This window comes from Aureimonas sp. CAS (assembly GCF_059838215.1).
The window spans coordinates 2,696,182-2,718,325 of sequence record NZ_CM187563.1 but is presented as its reverse complement, the minus strand read 5'-3'; the positions used below and the strand labels follow the sequence as shown (position 1 = coordinate 2,718,325).

The window sequence follows — 22,144 nt, the reverse complement described above, 5'->3', positions numbered from 1 at the left end:
CCGGGCCGACGACGAACCGACCGCCGCCTGCATGGCTGCCATGTGTCGGGTCCGGTAACTCGGAGACGCGCGTTCGACTAATATCTCCTCAAGCTCAACGAATGCTCAGAGGAGATCGTCGATGATCCTGAACAAGCTGAAGTCCGCCGGCCGCAACGCCTTCGACCGCATGGTCGAGGCCCGCAAGCGCGAAGCGGCTCGTCGCATCGAAGCCATCCGCGCCTCGCGCAACGATTTCTGATCGAGAGCCAGCTCCGACTGCTTCTCCGCTTCGCCGGCAGGTTTCGACCGGCGAACGGCAATACCGCCCGCTCGGTGCGGCGGAATGCTCGACGGCGCCACGCGGCGCCGGGAGTCAGACCCCTTCGCCCGGATCCTCCGCACCCGCGGCCTCCGCCTCCACCGAAACGAGACGGCGCGTCGATCCCCAGCGGTCCAGCATCGCGTTGACCACGTCCAGCACGAAGAAGCGCGCCTCGTCGCGCTCGTAGCCCTCGTCCCGCAGGGCGTCGTACTCCGTATGCTCGTGGCGGATATGGGCGAGTGTGGCGAGCCACACGGCCGCCTCCGTGGTCAGATCCCGCATATGCCGCGACCCCGCCGCCGAGCGGATCGCCTCCGCGTCCAGGAACGGGACGCGCGGCAGCAACGCCGTCAGCGCCCTTGCAATCGCTCTTTGTCGTCCGGTCGCCACATCGGCCTCTCGTTCTCGTCGCTTGCCACGCTCGCCGGAGAATCATATAAGGATATCCTTATATGTGGAGGCGTGGTCGATGTCCGACGCGATGGGTCTGGCGGAAGGGGTGGAGCGTCTGAAGGCGCTCGGTGAGCCGACGCGCCTGCGCATCGTGCTGCTCCTGTGCGATCACGAACTCACCGTCAGCGATCTGACGTCCATTCTCGGCCAATCCCAGCCCCGCGTCTCCCGCCATCTGCGCCTGCTGGTCGAAAGTGGCGTGCTGCAGCGCCATCAGGAAGGGGCATGGGCCTATTTTCGCCTGTCGCACGACGCGGCGATCCAGGAGATCGTCCGCGCGCTGCAGGCGCGCCTGTCGTCCTCCGATGCCGTTCTGGTGCGCGATGCGGAGCGGCTCGCGGCCGTGCGCGCGCAGCGGGCCGAGCACGCGGCCTCCTATTTCGCGGCCAACGCCTCGCGATGGGACCGGCTGCGATCGCTGCATGCGGCCGATGCCGATGTCGAGGCGGTGCTTCTGGCGGAGCTTGGCGACGCACCGGTCGAGGCGCTTCTCGACGTGGGAACCGGCACCGGGCGGATGCTGGAGGTCCTGTCGCCGCTGGCGCGGCGCGCCGTCGGCGTGGACGCCTCGCGCGAGATGCTGGCCTTCGCCCGCGCCAAGCTCGATTCCGCCGGGCTCGGACAGGTTTCCGTGCGCCACGGCGACGCCTACCATCTGCCGGTCGAGCCGGACGGCTTCGACATCGTGACGTTGCATCAGGTGCTGCACTACCTCGCCGACCCGCAGGCGGCCGTCACCGAGGCCGCCCGTGCCCTTTCGGCCGGGGGCAGGCTGGCCGTCATCGACTTCGCTCCGCACGACAACGAGTTCCTGCGCGAGGAGCATGCCCATCTGCGGCTCGGCTTCTCGGAGGCGGCGATCGAGGGGTTCCTGACGTCCGCCGGCCTGGTGGTCGAACGGGTGCGCTCCCTGGCGCCGCCCGGCGCGCGCCCTGAGGAACTGACCGTCATCGTCGCGATCGGACGCGACCCGCGTCCCCCCGCCGCGCCCGCCCTCCAGAAAATCGCCTGAGAAAGCCCGAACGACATGGTCCAGCAGAAGTCCCCCGCTCCGGGCATCCGCGTCTCCTTCGAATTCTTCCCGCCCAAGACGCCGGCGATGGAGGAGACATTGTGGATGTCGATCCAGCGCCTCGCGCCGCTGCGGCCCCATTTCGTCTCCGTGACCTACGGTGCGGGCGGCTCGACGCGCGAGCGCACGCACCAGACGATCCGCCGGCTGATCGGAGAGACCGAACTGGCACCGGCCGCGCATCTGACCTGCGTGGACGCCTCGCGCGAGGAGGTGGACGAGGTGGTCCGCGAGTATCGCGCGACCGGCGTGCGCCACATCGTGGCGCTGCGCGGCGACGGGCAGGGCGGCGCGGGCTCGACCTACGAGCCGCGGCCGGACGGCTATCGCAGCGCGGTGGAGCTCGTCTCGGGCATCAAGGCCATCGACGCGGCGATCGAGGTCTCGGTCTCGGCCTATCCCGAGAAGCACCCGGAGAGCCCGGATTTCGCCACCGACATCGACATCCTGAAGCGCAAGGTCGACAACGGCGCGACGCGGGCGATCACCCAGTTCTTCTTCGACAACGACATCTACGAGCGATACGTCGAGCGCGCCCGCCGGGCCGGCATCTACGTGCCGATCGTCCCGGGGATCGTGCCGATCCACGACTTCACCAAAATCGCGCGCTTCTCGGCGGCGACCGGCGCGTCGATCCCGGCCTGGCTCGCGCAACGCTTCGAGGGGCTGGAGAACGATCCGGCGACGCGCAGCCACGTGGCCGCGGCCGTCTGCGCGGAGCAGGTCCTGGACCTCACCGAGCGCGGGATCGGCGACTTCCACTTCTACACGATGAACCGGGCCGATCTCGTCTACTCGATCTGCCATATCCTCGGGCTGCGCCCCGAACGGGCGGCCGAGGACGGCGCGGAGGCGGAAGCGGCCTGAGGGGCCACAGCATCGGCCCGAAAATCGGAATCGATTTTCGGAAAGCCTGATGCGCAGGTTCAAAGAGATAGAGCGACCTTTGTGCGTCCGAACGGACGCACGGCGCTCTAGGCATCGCTCGAACGAAAAAGGCCGGATCGCTGTGATCCGGCCTTTTCGTTTGTAGGGTTCAAGGTCGAGAGGGCTGTCGTCCTCAGGAGATGAAGCCGGCCACGACAGCGCCGACGAAAACGAAGGCGGCACCGGCGAGCAGAAAATTCAACGAACGCGTGATTTCCATCATGGCCTCCTCGTCACGTGATGTTTCAGTGTTAATCAATCCTTCAACTTCGTAAAGCCCGGAACGTTGCAAAACCGTGAACGAAATGTGGCGAGCCGGCTGGAAGCCCTGACGGGCCAAAGGGTTGGCCTCTCGAATTCGTCTCAAATTCTTCACAAGCTTTAACGAAGGCGGCCGTCCCGTCGGCCCCTGCGGCGTCAGAAGCGGGCGATCGCACGCTCCAGACCGGCCGCCGCCGCCAGCGTCGCGCGGTCCTGGCCGAAGCGACCCACCATCGTCAGCCCGAGAGGCATTCCGGCGGGATCGAGAAGCCCCGGCACGTTGACGCAGGGGTTCCCCGTCAGCGTCCAGAGCCGGTTGGGAGAGGGCGATCCCGTCGTCTCCAGCGATCCCGGCGCGGCTCCGAGGGCCGACGGCGCGAGCAGCATGTCGACGCGTTCGAAGAGCGCAGTCACCTCGCGCCGGCCCCGCCGTGCGAAGCGCCGCGCGGTGTCGTACTCGGCGGGCGTGACGGCGGCGCCCTCGTCGAGCGATGCCCGCAGGCCGGGGCTCAGCCGGTCGGCATGCAGGCGCCGCTCATGGGCGAGCGAGAGCGCGCTCTCGTAGAGCTGGATCGAGAACTGGACCTCGTGCGCCCTTCTCAGATCCGCCGTTTCGTCGACGTCGATGACCCGTGCGCCGGCGCGCTCCACAATCCCGCGCGCCTTCTCCAGAGCCTCGACCATGGCGGGTTCGAGCTCGGAATCGGCCGCCGCCCGATAGAGGCCGACCGTCAGGCCGGCGACCTCTTCATCCTCCGCGACGCGAAGCTCGCGCCCGGAGACGAGGTCGGCGAGGAGCGCGACGTCGGCGACCCCCTTGGCGAAGAGCCCGACCGTATCGAGCGTCCAGGCCATCGGGCGCATGCCCGTGGTCGGCAGAAGGCGGAAGCTCGGCTTGTAGCCGGCGACGCCGCAGAAGGAGGCGGGGCGGATCACCGAGCCGGCGGTCTGCGAGCCGAAGGCGCCGGCCAGCATGCCGCTGGCGACACCCGCCGCCGAGCCGGAGGAGGAGCCGCCGGGCGTATGGGCCGTGTTCCAGGGATTGCGCGTGACGGTCGGCGTCAGGAAGGCGAACTCCGTCGTCGCCGTCTTTCCCATGACGGCCGCGCCCGCGCTGCGGGCCTCCGCGACCAGCGTCGCGTCGCTCGCCGGCTGGAAGCCCGCGTGGATGGGCGAGCCGTATTCGGTCGGCATGTCGGCGGTGTCGAAGATGTCCTTGAAGCCGAGCGGCACGCCGGCCAGCGGCCCGGTGGCCCGTCCGGCGTCCGCCAGGGCCTCGTCGGACGCGCGATGGGCGAAGGCCCGGATTTCGGGCTCGACCGCGTCGATGCGCTCCTTCGTTTCGCCGATCCAGCGGGCGGGCGTCGTCGCGCCGCTCTCGATGTCGGCAACGATCCGGCTCAGGCTGATGGGGCTGGCATGCATCGTCCACACTCCTCCGAAACGCCTTTTCGGCGCCTTCCCTTGCGCCTCCTTTGCAGATCGTTCATCGCAACGCCACCCGCACGGCCTATGTGACCGTCGACCGATCCTTCTCGATCCTCTCGCGGAGCCAGCCTTCCTTGCAGACGTTCAGGACCGCGCGCGACGCCGCGCTGACCCTTCGCCCGGACGCCCCCGTCTACTGCTTCCGCCCTGACATCCTGCGGCAGGATGTGCAGGGCTTCATGAAGGCCTTTCCCGGCCAGACGGCCTATGCGGTGAAGACCAATGGGGAGCCGATGGTGCTGGAGACGCTGGCCAAGGCGGGCGTCGAGGCGTTCGACGTGGCCTCGCCGGGCGAGTTCGAGGCCGTGCGCGCCGTCGCGCCGACGGCCGAGATGCTCTACATGCACCCGATCAAGGCGCAGTCGGACATCCGGCTCGCGCTCGAGACCTACGGCATCCGCGTGATGAGCCTCGACCACGAGGACGAGGTGGCGAAGATCCTGCGGATCGTGCGCGCGCTCGATCTCGACCCCGGCACGATCACCATCTTCGTGCGGCTCCAGACCAGGGGCCACGCGGCCTACGAACTGTCGAAGAAGTTCGGCGCGGCGCCCGCCCATGCCGTGGAACTTCTCCAGCGCTGCCACCGCATCGGCTTCAAGGTGGGCCTCTGCTTCCATGTCGGCTCGCAGATCGAGGACCCCGAGACCTACGAGCGGGCGCTCGCCTCGGCCGACTGGGTGCGCTCCAGAGCCGACGTGCCGCTGGCCGGCCTCGACGTCGGCGGCGGCTTCCCCGCACAATACGGGCACGACCCGCGCCGCAAGAAGAAGGAGATGCCGGGCCTCGACGCCATCATGACGCGCCTGCGCTCGGACCTTTCCGAATGGGGCTTCACCGACATCCCCCTCGTCGCGGAGCCGGGACGCGTGGTCGTGGCGCGCGCCTTCTCGCTGATCGTGCGCGTGCTGCTTCGAAAGGGGCGCCGCCTCTACATCAACGACGGCATCTGGGCCTCGCTGTCGGATTCTTGGACGGGCAAGATCACGCTCCCGGCGCGGTTCATTCCGGATCCCGCCCGCACGCGGCGCACGGGCGACCCGAAGACGGTCTCGGCCTTCCGCGTGTGCGGGGCGACCTGCGATTCGGTGGACATCCTGTCGCGGCCGTTCTGGCTGCCCGAAACGGTGGACACGGGCGACTGGATCGAGATCGGCCATATCGGCGCCTACTCGCTGTCGCTCCGCACCCGCTTCAACGGCTTCTATCCCGACACCTTCGTGGAGGTGACGACGCCCTTCGACGAGGGCGGCGACGCGGACGGCTATGCGAGCCTAGAGACGATGGCGGACTGAGCCCGACGCGTCAGGTCATTCGGGCCAGGGTCTCGTCCCGGCGGTAGAGCCGGTGCCAGAGCACCCCGGCCATGTGCGCGGCGAAGAGCACGAGGATCGCGTAGCCGAGCGCGACGTGGACGGCCATCAGGCGCGGGGCGAGCGTCTGGTCCTCGCCGAGCGGGGAGGGGACGGGCACGAGCCAGAACCATTCGAGCGGGAAGCCGAAGGCGTTGGTGGCGAGGAAGCCGAAGATCGGCTGCAGGATCAGGACGACGTAGAGCGCCCCATGCACCAGATGGGCGAGGCGCTCCTCCCAAAGCGGCATCGGCGCGCGGGGCGCGGGCGGCCGGATCAGGCGCACGGCGAGCCGCGCCAGCATCAGCCACAGGATCGCGAAGCCGAGCGACTCGTGCAGCATGTAGAAGGTGAGCTTGTAGTCCTGGGCGACGAACTTGATGACCGCGCCCAAGGGCAGCGTCGCGAAGAGGAGGATCGCGACGATCCAGTGGAGCCATCGAGACGGCGCGGCGTAACCGGCGGCTGCGTTCGGCATGGGGCCCTCCCGTCGTCGTGACGACGGTGAAGGCTACAGCATCGGCCCGAAAATCGGAATCGATTTCCGGAAAGGCCGATGCGTGGAATCAAGGAGATAGAACGACCTTTGTCCGTCCGAACGGACGAACGGCGCTCCAGAACCATTCCGGATCGGCCGGCAAGGGGCTTCGAAGCGGCGAGGGCGCGTCACACGCGCGGCGTCACGTCCTTCATGTCCGTGCGGATGTCCTCGGGCCGGTAGTCGAAATGGTCGAGGATGATGTCGATGTTGCGCAGATGCGCCTTGAAGAAGACGTCGAAGACCGTACCGACGACGGGGGCGGCGCCGAAGACCGCGTCGATGCCGAGATTGCCGACCATGCGCGCGATCTTGTGCCAGGGCAGGCCGAGCTTGCGCGCCTCGTTGACGACGAAGAGGCCCATGCCGGCTGCGACCGCGTCGCCGAGGCCCGGAACGAGCGAGATCACGGCGTCCGAGCCGAAGCGGATGTTCGTCAGCGGAATGCGGAAGGCCGTGTCCATCGCCCGCGCGAACTTGGCCATGCGCTCCAGGCGCCGCATCTTCTCCGCATGGGTGAAGGCGGCTTCCTCGGCGGCGTAGCGCGCCTCGAACTCCCCCGCTCCGAACTCCGTCGTTCTCATCGTCTCCTGGGCTCCCTTCGGGCCGGGACGCGCCGGGTCCGGTGCATCCCAGCCATGAGATGGGAACGACGGAGGGTGAGCGGAAGAGGCCGGCCGGGGACCCTTCGGAAGGTGCGTCCGGCTCAGTTGAGCGCCGAGAGAAGACGGGCGTCCGGCCAGGCGTCGGCGGGCAGGCCGAGGCGGACCTGCTCGGCGCGCACGGCATTGCGCGTACCCTGGCCGAGGATGCCGTCGATCTGGCCGACGTCGTGGCCGCGCGCCTGGAGGCGACGCTGCAGCTGGACCATCTGCTCGGCGTTCAGGCCCGGACGCGGATTGCCGGGCGAGACGCGCGGCGCGCCGTCGAGGCGGGTCGCGAAATAGGCCGCCGAGAGCGTGTAGACCAGCGAGTTGTTCCACTCGATGTAGAGGTCGAAGTTCGGGAAGGTCAGGAAGGTCGGTCCGCCGAAGCCCTGCGGCATGACGATCGAGGCCTGGAGGCCGTCGGTCTCCAGCGGGGAGCCGTCCGCCTTGGTCACGCCGAGCGCGGCGAAGGCCGAGCGCGGCTCGCGCGAATAGACGCTGGCGCGCTCCAGCGGGAAGTCGGCCGGAAGGCGGACCTCCTCGATCCAGGGCTCGCCTCTGCGCCAGCCCATGTTCTGGATGAACTTGGCGGTGGTGAAGAGCGCGTCCGCCGAATCGCGGATGAGGTCGATGCGCCCGTTCCCGTCGGCGTCCGTGCCGAAGCGGATGTAGTCTTCGGGCAGGAGCTGCGTCTGGCCGAGCTCGCCCGCCCAGGCGCCGCGCATCTGCGAAGGCTCCAGCAGCCCCATGTCCACCATCTGGATCGCCGCCATGAGATGCGGGCGGAACAGCTCCGGCCGCCGGCAGTCGTGCGAAAGGGTGGCGAGCGCGGGCAGGGTCTCGAAGTCGCCGAGATAACCGCCGAAGTCGGTCTCCAGACCCCAGAAGGCGACGAGCACTGGACCCGGAACGCCGGTCTCGGCTTCGATGCGCTGGAACAGGGCGGCGTTGCGCTGCAGCTCCTGGCGTCCCCGGTCGAGCCGGTTCTGCGTGATCATGCGCTCCATGAACTCCAGCCAGGGACGCTGGAAGACGCCTTGGGCCCGGTCGCGCTGGAGAACGCGCTCGTCGATGCGCATGGTGGCGATCGCCCGGTCGACCGCCGCCGGGTTCATGCCCTGGCCCACCGCCTCCTGGCGAACGCCCTGCAGGAAGGCGCCGAAGTCGCCGCCGCACTGCGCGCCTTGCGCGTAAGAGCCCGCCGTTCCGGTCAGAAGCAGCGTCAGGGTCAGGCCAAGCGTCCGGGCGCGGTTCATCGGCGTCTCAATCCTTCGATTTCCGTACAGTGTCTCCCCGGCGCGTCTGTCGCCGCGCATGATGGCCTTTTCGAGGATGTCAGCGTCGGGACGTGCGCACCGCCGGACGGTGGGCGTCGAGCCAGCGCCGCCAGTCGCGCGCGGTTCCCGCGAAGGCGTTCCTGTCCACCGGCCCCCGGATGCCCGCGACCGTCGCGCTTTCCGTGTACTGCCAGAAGGTGAAGTCGCGCGTCGGGTAGTTCTTGCGGGGATGGTCGCGCACGCCGCGCAGCCAGAACTGATGATTGGGGAAGGTGCCGACCAGACGCTCGCGGTGGATGTCGATCGGCGCGTAGATGATCGGGCGCACGCCGTAATGGCGCTCCAGCGCGTCCATGAAGATCGTCGTCTCGCGCACGATCTCCTCGCGCGGCGGGGCGCGCGTGCAGGTCGGCGAATAGGGCGTCCATTCGATGTCGAGCACGGGCGGCAGCGCATAGGGGTCGCGCGGCACGTTCTCGATGAACCAGCGCGCCTGCTCGATGCCCGGCCGGCACCAGTAGTAGAAGTGATAGGCGCCGCGCGGAATGCCGGCCTCGCGCGCGCCGCGCCAGTTCTCGTGGAACCGGTCGTCCAGCATGTCGCCGCCCTCGGTCGCCTTGATGTAGGCGAAGGCGGTGCCGTCCTGGCGCGCGGCGTTCCAGTCGATCGTGCCCTGGTACTTTGAAACGTCGACGCCGTGGACCTCGTAGTCGCTCGGCCGCTCGCCCCGGATCGGGGTCATCGAGAAGGACTGCGAGGTCGTCGAGCCGGTCAGGCCGAGATCGCGGATGTCCATGGAGGCCGAGGTGCAGCCGGCCAGAAGAGCGAGGCCGAGGGCGAGCGCCAGACCCCTCACGCCCCTTCGCCGGGCGGGGCCGTGCTCGGAGCCCGGTCTGAAAGGCAGCATCCGCATGGGCGTCGGTCTCGCATCCGTAAATTGCGCCGGACCCTCGTTGCAAATGCTTAACCGAAACTGAAGGCAGGCCACCGCCTACGATCTCGTGATCGAGGGTGGGACGAGACCGGGAGCGAAGGGAAAGCGGGAACGGGACCTGCGAGGAAACGGAATCCGAACTCGCTCGTTAACGGCACACATCGCATCTTTAGGATACGTGACATGAAGATGATTTCGACCGCCGTCGGCATGGCGGCCCTCATGACCCTCGCCGCCTGCGGCGACGATTCCGCCAACACCACCGCGCCGGCCACGGACACGCCCCCGGCCGCGACCGAGCCCGCGACGCCGCCGGCCGGCGGTACGACGCCGCCCGCGACAGGCGGAACCGGCACCACGCCGCCCGCCGGCGGCTGATACGCTCCGCCGACAGGCACGACGGTTCGAGGGGTTCCGGCGCGAATTGCGTCGGGACCCCTCGCCATTTAAGGCTAGACGGGCGGCACGAGGCGGCGTCGAACCACGGGTCTCCCGTCCGGTCCGCCGGCCGAGCGCTGCGAAGGCCATTCCAGGTGGGTGCGACATGTCGGTTCTGGCGACGATCGGAGCGCTTCTGCGCGACCTGGCCGCCCGCGGGATGGCAACGCTCGAAGCGATCGTCGAAGGCGTGCGCTCCTATTGCGCGGGCGATGCGGCCACGCGCAGGCGCGTCGCCTTCTCCGTCGCGATGATCGCCCTCTCGGCCAAGATGGCGAAGGCGGACGGGGTCGTCTCCCAGCGCGAGATCGACGCCTTCCGCCGCATCTTCGCGATCCCGCCGGACGAGATCCGCAACGTCTTCCGCCTCTACGATCTGGCCGCGCAGGATACGGCGGGCTTCGAGGCCTACGCGTCCCGCATCGCCGCGCTCTGCGAGGCCGAGGACGGCGAGCAGAGCATTCTCGTGGACGTTCTGGACGGTCTCTTCCATATCGCGGGCGCGGACGGTCACGTTCACGAGCGCGAACTCGCCTTCCTGCGCCGGATCGGCGAGATCTTCGAGCTCTCGCCGAGCGCCTTCGCGCAGATCGAAGCGCGGCACGTGAAGGGCGAGGCTCGCGACGCCTATGCGGTTCTGGGCGTCGAGCCCGACGACCCGCCCGAGACCATCCGGCGGAGCTATCTGAAGCTCGTGCGCGAGAACCATCCCGACCGGCTGCTGGCACGCGGCGTGCCGGAAGAGTTCCTGGCGATCGCCACCGAGCGGATGAAGGCGATCAACGCCGCCTTTGCGAGCGTCTCGCGGGTCCCGGCCCATTGAGCCGTCCGGACAGTCCTGTCGCAGACGCGTTCATGGCGTCTCCCAATCACGACGCGCGCGCCGGGCAGGACCGGGCCGACATTCTGCTTCTGCACTATACGGGCATGACGAGCGGGCAGGCGGCGCTGGATCGGCTCCGCGACCCCGAGGCGAAGGTCTCGAGCCACTACTTCGTCGAGGAGGACGGTCGGGTTCTCCAGCTCGTCCCCGAAGCGCGCCGCGCCTGGCACGCCGGGCAGGGCTCGTGGCACGGGCGCGGCGACGTCAATTCGCGGTCGATCGGGATCGAGATCGTCAATCCCGGGCATGCCCACGGCTATCGGCCCTTCCCGGCCCACCAGATGGCGGCGGTCGTGAAATTGTGCCGCGATTGTGTCTCCCGGCTGTCGATCCGCCCGGAACTGGTGCTCGCGCATTCCGACATCGCACCGGCGCGCAAGGAGGATCCGGGCGAACTCTTTCCCTGGGATCAACTTTTCAGCGCCGGCGTCGGGCTGTGGGTTCCGGCAGCTCCGATCGGGGACGATCGCGGTCTGACGGCGGGGGACGCGGGACCGGACATCGCGGCGTTCCAGGTCGCGCTGAGGCGGTTCGGCTACGACGTGCCGACGGACGGAAAGTTCGACGAGACCACGCGACTCGCGACGGTCGCGTTCCAGCGCCACCATCGTCGCGAACGGGTGGACGGCATCGCTGACGCCTCGACGCGCAAGACGCTTGACGCCCTTCTGCACCGGCTCGGATCGGGCGCGAATTAACGAGCCAGAACAAACGCAAATCCGCGCGGTTCCAACGCGAAATGTTACAGAGCGTAACATTGCGTGAACGGCAGGCCACATTCCGGCGCCGGTTGCGCTGCACAACGCACCCCGTCGCAGGTCGCCTTCGAGGGGGCCAAGGATCATCGGGCGGCTCGCTTCCGGGGAAGGGAAGGCCGCCTTCGTCTGAGGACTGAAATGAACAGACTGCCTGCCGTGGCCATCGCCGCGTCGATTTCGCTCGCCCTTCTTTCGCCCGTTCTCGCTTCCCAAGCCAAGGCCGCTCCGACCGACGAGACGGAGAAGGCCGAACTGCACACAGCCGAACCGACCCCGTTCGACGACCAGCCCTTCGCCGATCTGATTGCCCGCGAGGCGAAGGCCGCCGGCGTTCCAATCGCCCTCGCGCACGCCGTCGTCTTCATCGAATCGAGCTACCGTCCGAACGTCACCGGCCGCGCCGGCGAGGTGGGGCTGATGCAGATCAAGCCGGCCACCGCGCGCGACATGGGCTTCCGGGGCTCGACCCGCGACCTCTACGACCCGGCGACGAATCTGCGTTACGGCATGAAGTATCTGGCCGGCGCCAAGGCGCGCGGCGGCGGGACGACCTGCGGGACGATCCTGAAGTACAATGCCGGCCACTACGCCACGCGCTCCAACCCGGTCTCGCGCCGCTATTGCGAGCGGGTGAAGGTCCACATGGCCAGCTTCTGACGCACAGGCGCCGCGCCGCCGAACTGCGGCCGCTGCGCCGCCGCGTCCGGCCCCTTCCTGCTCGCGGTCCGAGCCTCGTCCTTGACAATGGCTCGGCTCGCGCAGAAAGGTCCGCCCCGTCAGCCGGCCGGGCGGCCGCTCCCGTCAGAAGCCGAAAGGCGGCGGGAGAGGAAAGTCCGGGCTCCACGGAGAGACGGTGCCGGGTAACGCCCGGCGGGGGCGACCCCAGGGACAGTGCCACAGAGAACAGACCGCCCGAGGTCCCGCATCGCATGCGAGGCGACGACCGGCGGGTGAGGGTGAAACGGTGGGGTAAGAGCCCACCGCGCGACCGGCAACGGAAGCGGCACGGCAAACCCCACCGGGAGCAAGACCGAATAGGAACGACACGGCGGGAAACCGCCAGCCTTCTCCGGGTGCGTCGTTCGGGTGGGTTGCTCGAGGCGCGTCGCAAGGCGCGTCCCAGAGGAATGGTCGCCACGATGGCCCGCAAGGGCCGTCGGACAGAACCCGGCTTACAGGCCGGCTGACATTTCCTCGCCCCATTCTCGAAAAAATTCAGTCTTTTTTCACACGTCCTGGGATCGGCTCCCACGGCGCGCTTTCCCCTGCGTCGATCGCACTGTTTTCACTGCGTTTCCGCGCCTCGCAGGCTTGGCTTGGGGCACTCCGGGCGCGAGACAAGCCTGCATGACAAGTCATTGAGAAGGTTGGATATTTCGATCCTCTAGATCAGTTCTCATCGAGCGCCTCAAGGCCGCTGGTGGGGCGAGTTCCCATTGACCCCCATATAGGCCCATGATAGCCCTCGCTCCAAGGACAGGCGGGCCGTTCGGGTCCGCCCCCGAGAAGCAGCGCAGCGTTATCGAGACCGCCTTCGGGTGGACCGTGGAGACCTCTCGAGGTCCCTGCGCGATCGTTCGCGTTCGGCCGGGAGAGTTGGGGTTTGCGCGATGCCGTACAGGCATATCGGTCGTTCGGAGAGGTCCAGTGATGGATCGCTTTCTGTCCAGCGCCATCAACTCCATCGACGCGAAGGGGCGCGTCTCCGTTCCTGCGACCTTCCGCCAGGTTCTGGCCGCGCGCGGCTTCAAGGAGCTCTACGCGCTGCAGTCGATCGGCCATCCGGCGATCGACGTCGGAGGGATGGATCTTCTGGAGCGCTACGAAAGCCGGATGGCGCAGGAGGACCCCTTCGGGGAGACCTTCGCCGACATGTCGCTCTTCGCCTATGGCGACGGGGCCTTCCTCAAGTTCGACGGGGAGGGGCGCATCTCGGTCACGGACTTCATCCGCGCCCACACGGGCATCACCGACAAGGTGGTGTTCGTGGGCCGCAACGACTTCTTTCAGCTTTGGGAGCCCTCGCAATTCGAGGCGCATCGGGCGGAGGCGCGTCAGCGTCTTCTCGCCCTGCGTGCGGGCGGCTCTCCTCGGCGGGGATCACCGGAATGATGGCGGGCGACGACAGGGGCGGCGGCGCCCCGGTCGGTGGCGGACCCGTTCGCCACATTCCGGTGCTCCTGCCGGAGGTGTTGGAAGCACTGGCGGCGCGTCCGGGCGAGACGGTCGTCGACGGCACCTTCGGGGCGGGGGGTATTCCTCCGCGATCCTGAAGACGGGCGCGAAGGTGATCGGCATCGACCGCGATCCCACCGCGATCGACGCGGCCGGCCCGATAGTCGAGGCGAGCGAGGGGCGTCTGACGCTCGTGCGCTCCACGTTCGGCGATCTGGAGCGCGTCGTGCGGGAGGAGGCCGGGGGCGAGGTCGACGGGGTCGTCCTCGATATCGGCGTCTCCTCCATGCAGATCGACGAGGCGGCGCGCGGCTTCTCCTTCCAGAAGGACGGCCCGCTCGACATGCGCATGGGCGCCGAGGGGCCGACCGCGGCCGATGTCGTCAACACGCTGAAGGCAGGCGATCTCGCGCGGGTCCTGAACTTCCTCGGCGAGGAGCGGCAGGCGGGCCGGATCGCGCGCGCCATCGAGAAGCGCCGCGAGGAACGGCCCTTCGAGACGACGCTCGACCTTGCCTCGCTGGTCGGAAAGGTCGTCGGACGCAAGCCCGGCGACAGGATCGACCCCGCGACCCGGACCTTCCAGGCGCTGCGCATCTACGTCAACGACGAGCTCGGCGAGCTGGCGCGCGCGCTTCTGGCGGCCGAACGGGTCCTGAAACCCGGCGGGCGGCTCGTCGTCGTCACCTTCCATTCGCTGGAGGACCGCATCGTCAAGCGCTTCGTGCGCGAGCGCTCCGCCGCGCCCGGAGGCTCGCGGCATTTACCGGATATTCAGCATGCTCCGGCAAGCTTCTCGGCACGAAACAAGGCCGTGACGGCAAGCGATACGGAAGCCTCCGCCAATCCCCGCGCTCGCTCGGCGAAGCTGCGGTCGGCGGTTCGGACCGACGCGCCGGCGCAGGATCGCGAGGATGCGGAGACCCTGACGGGACTTCCCCGCCTGGCGGCCCTGCCGCGGCCCGGAGTGGAACGCTGATGCTGAAGACGGTCGATATCGTCCTGGTCGCCTTGATGCTGTGCGCGACGGCCTGGACCTTCAGCGTCAAGCACGAGGCGGAGATCATCGAGACGCAGCTGCGCGCCGTCGAGCGCCAGATCGCGCATGAGCGCGACACGATCTCGCTTCTGGAGGCCGACTGGAGTCTCCTGAACCAGCCTTACCGCCTGCAGCGTCTGGCCACCGCCTTCGAGGACGAGCTGGCGCTCAAGCCCTTCGAGCCGGCCCAGATCGTGAGCCCGGACGAACTCCCCGCCGAACCCGTGCGCCTCGAGCCCGTCCCGCTCGGCGAGATGGGCGGCTTTGCCGCAGCTCAGACCCCGGGTGTCGTGCGATGATCGCCCCCGCCTCCCTCCTCGCCCCGGCCCGCACGCTTCTCTCGCGGCTTCGCTCGTCGCTGATGCCGCAGCCGGCCCCGATGCCGAAGGGGTCCTCCCTGCGGCGCAGGGCGCGGTTCGAGCCGCTGCGCGACCGGCCGCGCTTCGCGCTCGCCATCGGGCTCTTCGTCGTCGTCTATGCCGTGATCGGCGGCCGGCTGGCCGTCTGGGGCGCGCATCCCGATTCCGAGCCCGGCTATCGCGGTCTGGCGCAGGGGCCGGCTTCGCGCCCCGATCTCGTGGACCGCAACGGCGAAGTGCTGGCGACCGATATCCGCTCGGCCTCGCTCTTCGCCGAGCCGCGCCGCATCGTCGATGCGGACGAGGCGACCGAACTCCTGATGTCCGTGCTGCCCGACCTCGACCCGAAGGTGGTTCACACCCGGCTGTCGAGCGACGCGGGCTTCGCCTGGCTGCGCCGCGAGATATCGCCGCGCCAGATGCAGCAGATCCATTCGCTCGGCATTCCGGGCATCGGCTTCCGCACCGAGAAGCGCCGCTTCTACCCCGGCGGCAACACCGCAGCCCACGTCGTCGGCCACGTCAATGTCGACAACCAGGGCATCGCCGGCATGGAGAAGTATGTCGACGATTCGGGCTACCGCGCCATCCAGGCGGCGGGGCTGGCGACGGGCGCCGACCTCGCGCCGGTCGCGCTCTCGATCGACCTTCGCGTCCAGCACATCCTGCGCGACGAGCTCGTCGCCGCCATGGAGCGCTACAAGGCGATCGCGGCCGGCGGCGTCATCCTCGACGTCGAGACGGGCGAGGTCATCGCCATGGCCTCGCTGCCGGACTACGACCCGAACAATCCGGTCGATGCGCTCAAGAAGGAAAACCTGAACCGCATGTCGGCGGGCACCTTCGAGATGGGCTCGACCTTCAAGGCCTTCACCGCCGCGATGGCGCTGGACGCGGGCGTCGCGACCATGTCGAGCACCTTCGACGCGCGCGGCTCCATCCGCATCGGCGGCTTCACCATCTCCGACTATCGCGGGCAGAACCGCATCCTCACGCTGCCCGAGGTCTTCACCCACTCGTCCAACATCGGCACCGCCCGCATGGCGGACCTCGTGGGCGTCGAGGCGCACAAGGCGTTCCTGGAGAAGCTCGGTCTTCTGTCGCGCATGCGCACGGAAATCCCCGAGACGGCGCTGCCGACGCAGCCGCGCGAATGGCGCAAGATCAACTCGGTCACGATCTCCTTCGGCCACGGCGTCTCCACCACCCCGCTCCAGACGGCGGTGGCGGCGGCGGCGCTGATGAACGGCGGCTACTACATTCCGCCGACCTTCCTTCCGCGCACGAAGGACGAGGCGAACGCGATGAAGGTGCCGGTCATCTCCGAATCCACCTCCAGCCAGATGCGCTATCTGTTCGACCTGAACGGCAAGATCGGCTCCGGCCGCTCGGCCAACGTTCCGGGCTACGACGTGGGCGGCAAGACCGGCACGGCCGAGAAGGTCGTCAACGGGCGCTACCAGAGCGGCAAGCGCTTCAACGCCTATCTCGGCGCCTTCCCGATGACCGCGCCGCGCTACATCGTCCTGATCACGCTCGACGAGCCGCAGCGCGCCGAGGGCCAGCCCTTCGCGACGGCCGGCTGGAATGTGGCGCCGACGACGGCGGCCGTGGTGCGCCGCGCCGCGACCTTCCTCGGCGTCCGCCCCAATTTCGGCGAACAGGGCCGGTCTCTCCTGGTCTCCTACTGACCGGCGCCGGCAAGGCTCTGTGGCACGGATGCGTCCATCCGGCACAACCGACGCTGGATGGTGAACGAGATGCTTCATCGGTGCGCGGCGATGCACTAGAAGCGCACAATGCGAGACGCATGGCGGGCCGCTCGGCCCACCCCTCGCGGTTTCATGGAACGCGCGAATGAGACTCGCAGAGCTGACGCAAGGAACCGGAGCGGAGGCGCAGACCTCCCGAGATGCCGAGATCGCCGGGCTGACGGCGGACTCCCGGCAGGTCGGGCCCGGCTTTCTCTTCGCAGCTCTGTCCGGCACCCGCACCGACGGCTCGCGCTTCGTGGCAGAGGCCGAGGCGAAGGGGGCGGCGGCGGTCCTCGCCGGCCTGGATACGCCGATCGAGACGAACCTTCCCGTCCTGCGTGCCGCCGATCCGCGCCGTGCGCTGGCGCTCGTCGCCGCCCGGTTCCACGGCCCGCAGCCCGAACGCGTGGTCGCGGTGACGGGCACGAGCGGCAAGACGTCCATCGCCGCCTTCACCCGGCAGGTCTGGGCCAGCGCCGGACGCGCGGCCGCCTCGGTCGGGACCACCGGGCTCGTCTCGCCGACCCGCAACGAATACGGCTCGCTGACGACGCCGGACCCGGTCGCGCTCGCCGAGCTGATGGCCGGGCTGAGACGCGAGGGCGTCAGCGACGTCGCGATGGAAGCCTCGAGCCACGGCCTGGAACAGCGCCGCCTCGACGGCGTGACGCTGTCGGCGGCCGGCTTCATCAATCTCGGCCGCGATCACATGGACTACCATCCGACGGTCGAGGACTATTTCGCGGCCAAGATGCGCCTGTTCGATACGCTGCTGCCGAAGGGCGCCCCGGCCGTGATCTTCGCCGACGACGCCTGGTCGGCGCGCGCGATCGACGTGGCGAGGAATGCCGGCGCCGACGTGCTGACCGTCGGGCGCGGCGGCGACCTGTTGCGCCTCAAGCGCCTCGAGCACGAGCGCCGCCGGCAGGTGGCGGAGATCGAGGCCGAAGGCCGCATCCACCGCATCGTGCTGCCGCTGGCGGGCGAGTTCCAGATGTCGAACGCGCTGGTCGCCGCCGGTCTCGCGATCGCGACGGGCGTTCCGGTCGCGCAGGCGCTGGGCGCTCTGGAGCACCTTCAGGGGGCGCCGGGCCGGCTCGACCTCGCAGGGACGACCGCCGCGGGCGCGCCCGTCTTCGTCGACTACGCCCACAAGCCGGAGGCGCTGGAGAACGTTCTCTCGTCCGTGCGACCCTTCACCACCGGGCGCGTCATCGCGGTCTTCGGCTGCGGCGGCGATCGTGACCGGGGCAAGCGCCCGATCATGGGCGAGATCGCCGCGCGCCTTGCCGACATCGCGATCCTGACCGACGATAATCCGCGTTCCGAAGATCCGGCCGCGATCCGCGCCGAGGTGAGGGAAGGGGCGTCCGCGCTGGAGGAGATCGGCGACCGCCGGGCGGCGATCCGCGAGGCCGTCGCCCGCGCGCAGGCCGGCGACACGATCGTCGTCGCGGGCAAGGGTCACGAGAACGGCCAGACGATCGGCGACAAGACCTATCCGTTCAGCGACCACGAGGAAGTGCGGGCGGCCATCGCGGAGGCGGGACGATGAGTGCGCCGCTCTGGACCGGCAAGGCCTTCCAGGAGGCTCTCAAGGGCCGCCCGATCGGCGAGCTGCCCTCCGCCATCACCGGGCTGTCGATCGACACCCGGACGCTGAAGCCGGGCGAGGCCTTCTTCGCCATCAAGGGCGATCGCTTCGATGGCCACAACTTTCTGACGGCCGCCGCGGCGGCCGGCGCGAGCGTGCTCGTGGTCTCGCAGAAGAAGCTGCCGGCGCTCGGCAAGGTCTCCGCGCCGGTTCTCGTGGTGGAGGACGTCCTTGCAGGGCTCGGCCGGCTCGCAGCTGCGGCGCGCGCCCGATCCAGGGCCGAGATCGTCGCCGTCACCGGCTCGGTCGGCAAGACGACCACCAAGGAGGCGCTGCGCGTGGCGCTCGGCGCGAGCGGCACGGTCCACGCCTCGTCCGCCTCCTTCAACAATCATTGGGGCGTGCCGCTGTCGCTGGCGCGCCTGCCCGAGGACGCCGACTACGCCGTCTTCGAGATCGGCATGAACCATCCGAACGAGATCCGGCCGCTGGTGAAGCTCGTTCGCCCGCATGCCGCCATCGTGACGTTGATCGCGCCGGCCCATCTCGGCTTCTTCTCGGGCCTCGACGAGATCGCTAAGGCCAAGGGCGAGATTTTCGAGGGCGTCGAGCCCGGCGGCACGGCCATCGTCAATGCCGACGACCCGCACGGCAACGCGCTGGCCGGCATGGCGCGCGCGGCGGGGGTCTCGAAGGTGGCGACCTTCGGCGAGGCGGCGGGCGCCGACGTGCGGCTTCTGAACTTTTCCGGCGGCACGGACGGCTCGACGATGACGGCGCGTGTCTCGGGCACCGATGTCGAGCTGAACCTCAAGGCGCCGGGCCGCCACATCGCGCAGAACGTTCTCGCCGTTCTGGCCGCGACGGAGATCATGGGCGCCGACGTCGAGAAGGCCGCGACCGCGCTCTCCGAATGGACGACGGGCAAGGGGCGCGGCGCGCGCGCCACGATCGAGACGGACGGAGAGCCTATCACCCTCATCGACGAGAGCTACAACGCCAATCCCGCCTCGATGCGTGCCGCGCTGGAAAGCCTCGGCCTTTCCAAGCCCGCCGGGAGCGGACGGCGGGTGGCGGTGCTCGGCGACATGCTGGAGCTCGGCGGGCATTCGCGCAAGTTCCACAGCGATCTGGCCCGGCCCCTGGCCGAGGCGCGCGCCGACGCGGTGTTCCTCGTCGGGCCGGAGATCCGCACCCTGTCGGCGGCGCTCCCCGGCTCGATCCACTGCGAGTGGCACCAGGGCGTCGACGAGGTCGAGGCAAGTTTGCGGCAGTATCTTCGCCCGGGCGACGTCGTCGTCGTGAAGGCCTCGCTCGGCATCGGGCTCGGCCGGCTCGTCGAGCGGCTTACCGGACCGGACGCCAAACCCCTGAAGGGCGCGGCGCCGGCGAACATGGCATCGGGGGCGGCCAAGTGCTGAGCTATCTTTCGGCCCTGGCCGGCGACGCGCAGGTCTTCAACGTCTTCCGCTACATCACCTTCCGCACCGGCGCGGCGATGATCACGTCCTTCATCGTGGTCTTCCTGTTCGGCCCTGCGATCATCACCAATCTGCGACTGCGCCAGGGGCGCGGCCAGCCGATCCGCGCCGACGGTCCGCAGACCCACTTCAAGAAGGCCGGCACGCCGACCATGGGCGGGCTGATGATCTTGTCGGGCGTCGTCGGCTCCACCTTCCTCTGGGCGGACCTGTCGAACGTCTATGTCTGGGCGGTGCTGATGGTGACGATCGGCTTCGGCGCGATCGGCTTCTACGACGACTATCTGAAGGTGACGAAGCAGAGCCACAAGGGCTTCTCCGGCAAGGCCCGGCTGGCGCTCGAATTCGCCATCGCGGGCGTGGCGGCGGCGCTCATCGCCTATGCGGGGGCGGGCGATCTCGCCACGACGCTGACCTTCCCCTTCTTCAAGCAGATCGTCTTCGACCTCGGCATCTTCTACATCGTCTTCGCGGCCTTCGTGATGGTGGGCGCGGGCAACGCGGTGAACCTGACGGACGGGCTGGACGGTCTCGCCATCGTGCCGATCATGATCGCGGCGGCGGCCTTCGGCCTCATCGCCTACCTCTCCGGCAACGTGAACTTCGCGAACTACCTGCAGATCCACTACGTCGTCGGGACCGGCGAACTGGCGGTCCTGTGCGGCGCGGTGATCGGGGCGGGCCTCGGCTTCCTCTGGTTCAACGCGCCCCCGGCGGCGATCTTCATGGGCGACACGGGCTCGCTCGCGCTCGGCGGCATGACCGGCGCCATCGCGGTCGCCACCAAGCACGAGATCGTGCTCGCCATCATCGGCGGCCTCTTCGTCATCGAGGCCCTGTCCGTCATCATCCAGGTCGCGAGCTTCAAGCTTACCGGCAAGCGCGTCTTCCTGATGGCGCCGATCCACCACCATTTCGAGAAGCTGGGCTGGACCGAAAGCCAGGTCGTGGTCCGCTTCTGGATCATCGCCCTGCTCCTGGCCTTCCTCGGCCTTTCGACGCTGAAGCTCCGGTGATCGCGGCGCGCGCCTTCGCCGGCCGCAAGGTCGCGCTCTTCGGGCTCGGCGGCTCGGGCCGGGCGACGGCCCACGCGCTCCTTCAGGGCGGCGCGGTCCTCACGGCCTTCGACGACAATCCGTCCAGCGTCGAGGCGGCGGCGGGCGAGGGCATCCCGACGGGCGATCTGCACGGCCTCGACTGGTCGGGCGTGGACGCCCTCGTCCTGTCGCCCGGCGTGCCGCTGACCCATCCCAAGCCCCATTGGGCCGCCGAGCTCGCCAATGCGGCGGGCGTGCCGGTCATCGGGGATGTCGAGCTTTTCGCGCTGGAGCGCGAGGCGAGAGAGCCGCAGGCTCCCTTCGTCGGGATCACCGGCACCAACGGCAAATCGACGACGACCGCGCTGATCGCTCATGTGCTGCGTCATTCGGGCCGCGACACGCAGCTCGGCGGCAATATCGGCGTCGCGGTCCTGACGCTCGATCCCCCGGCGAGGGACCGCTTCCATGTCGTGGAATGCTCGTCCTACCAGATCGATCTGGCGCCCTCGATCCGACCGAGCGTGGGCATTCTCCTGAATCTTTCGCCCGACCATCTCGACCGTCACGGGACGATGGAGAACTACGCCGCCATCAAGGCGCGGCTGGTCGAAAAGGCCGAGACCGCCGTGATCGGCGTGGACGACGAGCATTGCGAGCGGATCGCGCTCTGGCACGAGAGCGAGGGACGGCGCGTCGTCCGCATCTCCAAGGAGAGGCACCTGACCTCGGGCGTCTTCTTCGACGGCGAGGCGGTGCTGCGCCGAGGCCAGAGCGAACCGGACGCGGCCTTCCCGCTGACGGGCATCGGCTCGCTGCGCGGACGCCACAATGGTCAGAACGCGGCGGCCGCCGTCGCAGCGCTGACCGCCTGCGGCCTTTCCGACGACGAGATCCTGGCAGGCCTCAAGAGCTTCCCCGGCCTCGTCCACCGCATGGAGGAGGTCGGCCGCCGGGGCGAGACGCTCTTCGTCAACGATTCCAAGGCGACCAACGCGGAGGCCGCCGCCCCGGCGCTGGCGAGCTTCCCCTCCATCCGCTGGATCGCGGGCGGGCTGCCCAAGGAGGGCGGCATCGCGTCCCTCGCCCCGCTCTTCGGCCATGTGAAGAAGGCCTATCTGATCGGCGAGGCGGCCCCGACCTTCGCGGCCACTCTTGGTGAACGAATTCCTTACGAAATCTCGGGTACCTTGGACGTCGCGGTCGCCAACGCGGCGCGCGACGCCGAGGCCGGCGGGGGCGACGAAGTGGTCCTCCTCTCTCCGGCCTGCGCGAGTTTCGACCAGTTCCGCAATTTCGAGGTCCGGGGAGAGGCGTTCCGGCAGGCCGTCTCGCGTCTGCCCGGCATAACCCTCCGGCGTGAGGTCTGAGCC

General features: G+C 69.0%; 21 protein-coding genes, 1 other RNA gene and 1 pseudogene. 16 read left to right on the top strand and 7 right to left on the bottom strand.

The genetic code is table 11. The features are described from left to right. Window positions 1–355: 355 nt before the first annotated feature. Window positions 356–649 carry a DUF2293 domain-containing protein gene (locus tag AC6R2M_RS13005; protein ID WP_500482790.1) on the bottom strand — a complete coding sequence of 98 codons (294 nt, stop codon included), beginning with the start codon at window positions 647–649 and terminating at the stop codon, window positions 356–358. Window positions 650–773: 124 nt separating this feature from the next. Between AC6R2M_RS13005 and AC6R2M_RS13000 the strand changes: the two genes are divergently transcribed. Both AC6R2M_RS13000 and metF read left to right on the top strand, forming a co-directional pair. Further along, the gene (locus AC6R2M_RS13000; protein ID WP_500482788.1) at window positions 774–1,769 is read left to right on the top strand and encodes an ArsR/SmtB family transcription factor; all 996 of its coding nucleotides are present in this window, start codon (window positions 774–776) and stop codon (window positions 1,767–1,769) included. Window positions 1,770–1,784: 15 nt separating this feature from the next. Further along, a complete protein-coding gene (metF, locus tag AC6R2M_RS12995; RefSeq protein WP_500482786.1) occupies window positions 1,785–2,696 on the top strand; it encodes a methylenetetrahydrofolate reductase [NAD(P)H] in 912 nt (303 codons plus the stop codon). Between the two features lie 193 nt (window positions 2,697–2,889). Here metF and AC6R2M_RS12990 read toward each other — a convergent pair whose 3' ends face one another. Together AC6R2M_RS12990 and AC6R2M_RS12985 are read right to left on the bottom strand one after the other, a co-directional pair. Further along, window positions 2,890–3,096, bottom strand: coding sequence for a hypothetical protein (locus AC6R2M_RS12990; protein ID WP_500482784.1), 207 nt, complete (start codon window positions 3,094–3,096; stop codon window positions 2,890–2,892). A 77-nt stretch (window positions 3,097–3,173) separates the two neighbouring features. Continuing rightward, the gene (locus AC6R2M_RS12985; protein ID WP_500482782.1) at window positions 3,174–4,442 is read right to left on the bottom strand and encodes an amidase; all 1,269 of its coding nucleotides are present in this window, start codon (window positions 4,440–4,442) and stop codon (window positions 3,174–3,176) included. A 137-nt stretch (window positions 4,443–4,579) separates the two neighbouring features. Here AC6R2M_RS12985 and AC6R2M_RS12980 point away from each other — a divergent pair, with 137 nt between their 5' ends. Continuing rightward, complete coding sequence (locus tag AC6R2M_RS12980; protein WP_500482780.1) at window positions 4,580–5,800, top strand: alanine racemase; 1,221 nt, start codon at window positions 4,580–4,582, stop codon at window positions 5,798–5,800. A gap of 10 nt (window positions 5,801–5,810) precedes the next feature. Here the strand turns inward: AC6R2M_RS12980 and AC6R2M_RS12975 are convergent, their stop codons facing one another. From AC6R2M_RS12975 to AC6R2M_RS12960, 4 genes are all read right to left on the bottom strand, one after another. Further along, window positions 5,811–6,335 (bottom strand): cytochrome b, encoded by a 525-nt coding sequence (locus AC6R2M_RS12975; protein ID WP_500482778.1) that lies wholly within the window; start codon window positions 6,333–6,335, stop codon window positions 5,811–5,813. 188 nt (window positions 6,336–6,523) lie between these two features. After that, the gene (locus AC6R2M_RS12970) at window positions 6,524–6,979 is read right to left on the bottom strand and encodes a DUF4112 domain-containing protein (RefSeq protein ID WP_500482776.1); all 456 of its coding nucleotides are present in this window, start codon (window positions 6,977–6,979) and stop codon (window positions 6,524–6,526) included. A 122-nt stretch (window positions 6,980–7,101) separates the two neighbouring features. Further along, complete coding sequence (locus tag AC6R2M_RS12965; RefSeq protein WP_500482774.1) at window positions 7,102–8,298, bottom strand: lytic murein transglycosylase; 1,197 nt, start codon at window positions 8,296–8,298, stop codon at window positions 7,102–7,104. Window positions 8,299–8,377: 79 nt separating this feature from the next. Beyond that, window positions 8,378–9,175: a glycoside hydrolase family 25 protein gene (locus tag AC6R2M_RS12960; RefSeq protein WP_500482772.1), complete on the bottom strand. Its 798-nt coding sequence runs from the start codon at window positions 9,173–9,175 to the stop codon at window positions 8,378–8,380. A 261-nt stretch (window positions 9,176–9,436) separates the two neighbouring features. On the opposite strand from AC6R2M_RS12960, the gene AC6R2M_RS12955 reads away from it, so the two are divergent. The 13 genes and pseudogenes from AC6R2M_RS12955 (at window position 9,437) to murD (ending at window position 22,141) form a co-directional block, all read left to right on the top strand. After that, window positions 9,437–9,631, top strand: coding sequence for a hypothetical protein (locus AC6R2M_RS12955; RefSeq protein ID WP_500482770.1), 195 nt, complete (start codon window positions 9,437–9,439; stop codon window positions 9,629–9,631). Window positions 9,632–9,851: 220 nt separating this feature from the next. Next, window positions 9,852–10,514, top strand: coding sequence for a molecular chaperone DjiA (locus AC6R2M_RS12950; protein ID WP_500487591.1), 663 nt, complete (start codon window positions 9,852–9,854; stop codon window positions 10,512–10,514). Window positions 10,515–10,546: 32 nt separating this feature from the next. Next, complete coding sequence (locus AC6R2M_RS12945) at window positions 10,547–11,272, top strand: peptidoglycan recognition protein family protein (protein ID WP_500482768.1); 726 nt, start codon at window positions 10,547–10,549, stop codon at window positions 11,270–11,272. Window positions 11,273–11,470: 198 nt separating this feature from the next. Continuing rightward, window positions 11,471–11,989: a lytic transglycosylase domain-containing protein gene (locus AC6R2M_RS12940; protein WP_500482766.1), complete on the top strand. Its 519-nt coding sequence runs from the start codon at window positions 11,471–11,473 to the stop codon at window positions 11,987–11,989. A 119-nt stretch (window positions 11,990–12,108) separates the two neighbouring features. After that, an RNA gene (gene rnpB / locus AC6R2M_RS12935) (RNase P RNA component class A) lies at window positions 12,109–12,523 on the top strand. Between the two features lie 459 nt (window positions 12,524–12,982). Further along, window positions 12,983–13,444, top strand: a complete 462-nt coding sequence (gene mraZ / locus AC6R2M_RS12930; RefSeq protein WP_500482764.1) for a division/cell wall cluster transcriptional repressor MraZ — start codon at window positions 12,983–12,985, stop codon at window positions 13,442–13,444. Further along, a pseudogene (rsmH, locus tag AC6R2M_RS12925) lies at window positions 13,444–14,486 on the top strand (16S rRNA (cytosine(1402)-N(4))-methyltransferase RsmH). Before mraZ ends, rsmH begins: the two are co-directional and overlap by 1 nt. Further along, on the top strand, window positions 14,486–14,845 hold the full coding sequence (gene ftsL, locus AC6R2M_RS12920) for a cell division protein FtsL (protein ID WP_500482762.1): 360 nt from the start codon (window positions 14,486–14,488) through the stop codon (window positions 14,843–14,845). The pseudogene rsmH and the gene ftsL overlap by 1 nt, the downstream one beginning before the upstream one ends. Before the next feature lie 80 nt (window positions 14,846–14,925). Beyond that, the gene (locus AC6R2M_RS12915) at window positions 14,926–16,596 is read left to right on the top strand and encodes a peptidoglycan D,D-transpeptidase FtsI family protein (RefSeq protein ID WP_500487590.1); all 1,671 of its coding nucleotides are present in this window, start codon (window positions 14,926–14,928) and stop codon (window positions 16,594–16,596) included. Between the two features lie 166 nt (window positions 16,597–16,762). Continuing rightward, complete coding sequence (locus tag AC6R2M_RS12910) at window positions 16,763–18,214, top strand: UDP-N-acetylmuramoyl-L-alanyl-D-glutamate--2,6-diaminopimelate ligase (protein WP_500482760.1); 1,452 nt, start codon at window positions 16,763–16,765, stop codon at window positions 18,212–18,214. Further along, on the top strand, window positions 18,211–19,674 hold the full coding sequence (locus tag AC6R2M_RS12905) for a UDP-N-acetylmuramoylalanyl-D-glutamyl-2,6-diaminopimelate--D-alanyl-D-alanine ligase (protein WP_500482758.1): 1,464 nt from the start codon (window positions 18,211–18,213) through the stop codon (window positions 19,672–19,674). The genes AC6R2M_RS12910 and AC6R2M_RS12905 overlap by 4 nt, the downstream gene beginning before the upstream one ends. Further along, window positions 19,668–20,750, top strand: coding sequence for a phospho-N-acetylmuramoyl-pentapeptide-transferase (mraY, locus tag AC6R2M_RS12900; protein ID WP_500482756.1), 1,083 nt, complete (start codon window positions 19,668–19,670; stop codon window positions 20,748–20,750). The genes AC6R2M_RS12905 and mraY overlap by 7 nt, the downstream gene beginning before the upstream one ends. After that, window positions 20,747–22,141: a UDP-N-acetylmuramoyl-L-alanine--D-glutamate ligase gene (gene murD / locus AC6R2M_RS12895; protein ID WP_500482754.1), complete on the top strand. Its 1,395-nt coding sequence runs from the start codon at window positions 20,747–20,749 to the stop codon at window positions 22,139–22,141. The genes mraY and murD overlap by 4 nt, the downstream gene beginning before the upstream one ends. The last annotated feature ends 3 nt before the right edge of the window (window positions 22,142–22,144 follow it).

Coding starts and splice junctions, on each gene's coding strand:
- AC6R2M_RS12905 (WP_500482758.1), top strand. CDS start 18,211: ATGAGTGCGCCGCTCTGGACCGGCAAGGCCTTCCAGGAGGCTCTCAAG.
- metF (WP_500482786.1), top strand. CDS start 1,785: ATGGTCCAGCAGAAGTCCCCCGCTCCGGGCATCCGCGTCTCCTTCGAA.
- AC6R2M_RS12970 (WP_500482776.1), bottom strand. CDS start 6,979: ATGAGAACGACGGAGTTCGGAGCGGGGGAGTTCGAGGCGCGCTACGCC.
- AC6R2M_RS12950 (WP_500487591.1), top strand. CDS start 9,852: ATGGCAACGCTCGAAGCGATCGTCGAAGGCGTGCGCTCCTATTGCGCG.
- mraZ (WP_500482764.1), top strand. CDS start 12,983: ATGGATCGCTTTCTGTCCAGCGCCATCAACTCCATCGACGCGAAGGGG.
- AC6R2M_RS13000 (WP_500482788.1), top strand. CDS start 774: ATGTCCGACGCGATGGGTCTGGCGGAAGGGGTGGAGCGTCTGAAGGCG.
- AC6R2M_RS12955 (WP_500482770.1), top strand. CDS start 9,437: ATGAAGATGATTTCGACCGCCGTCGGCATGGCGGCCCTCATGACCCTC.
- AC6R2M_RS12975 (WP_500482778.1), bottom strand. CDS start 6,335: ATGCCGAACGCAGCCGCCGGTTACGCCGCGCCGTCTCGATGGCTCCAC.
- AC6R2M_RS12985 (WP_500482782.1), bottom strand. CDS start 4,442: ATGCATGCCAGCCCCATCAGCCTGAGCCGGATCGTTGCCGACATCGAG.
- ftsL (WP_500482762.1), top strand. CDS start 14,486: ATGCTGAAGACGGTCGATATCGTCCTGGTCGCCTTGATGCTGTGCGCG.
- AC6R2M_RS12940 (WP_500482766.1), top strand. CDS start 11,471: ATGAACAGACTGCCTGCCGTGGCCATCGCCGCGTCGATTTCGCTCGCC.
- AC6R2M_RS12910 (WP_500482760.1), top strand. CDS start 16,763: ATGAGACTCGCAGAGCTGACGCAAGGAACCGGAGCGGAGGCGCAGACC.
- AC6R2M_RS12965 (WP_500482774.1), bottom strand. CDS start 8,298: ATGAACCGCGCCCGGACGCTTGGCCTGACCCTGACGCTGCTTCTGACC.
- AC6R2M_RS12945 (WP_500482768.1), top strand. CDS start 10,547: ATGGCGTCTCCCAATCACGACGCGCGCGCCGGGCAGGACCGGGCCGAC.
- AC6R2M_RS12915 (WP_500487590.1), top strand. CDS start 14,926: ATGCCGAAGGGGTCCTCCCTGCGGCGCAGGGCGCGGTTCGAGCCGCTG.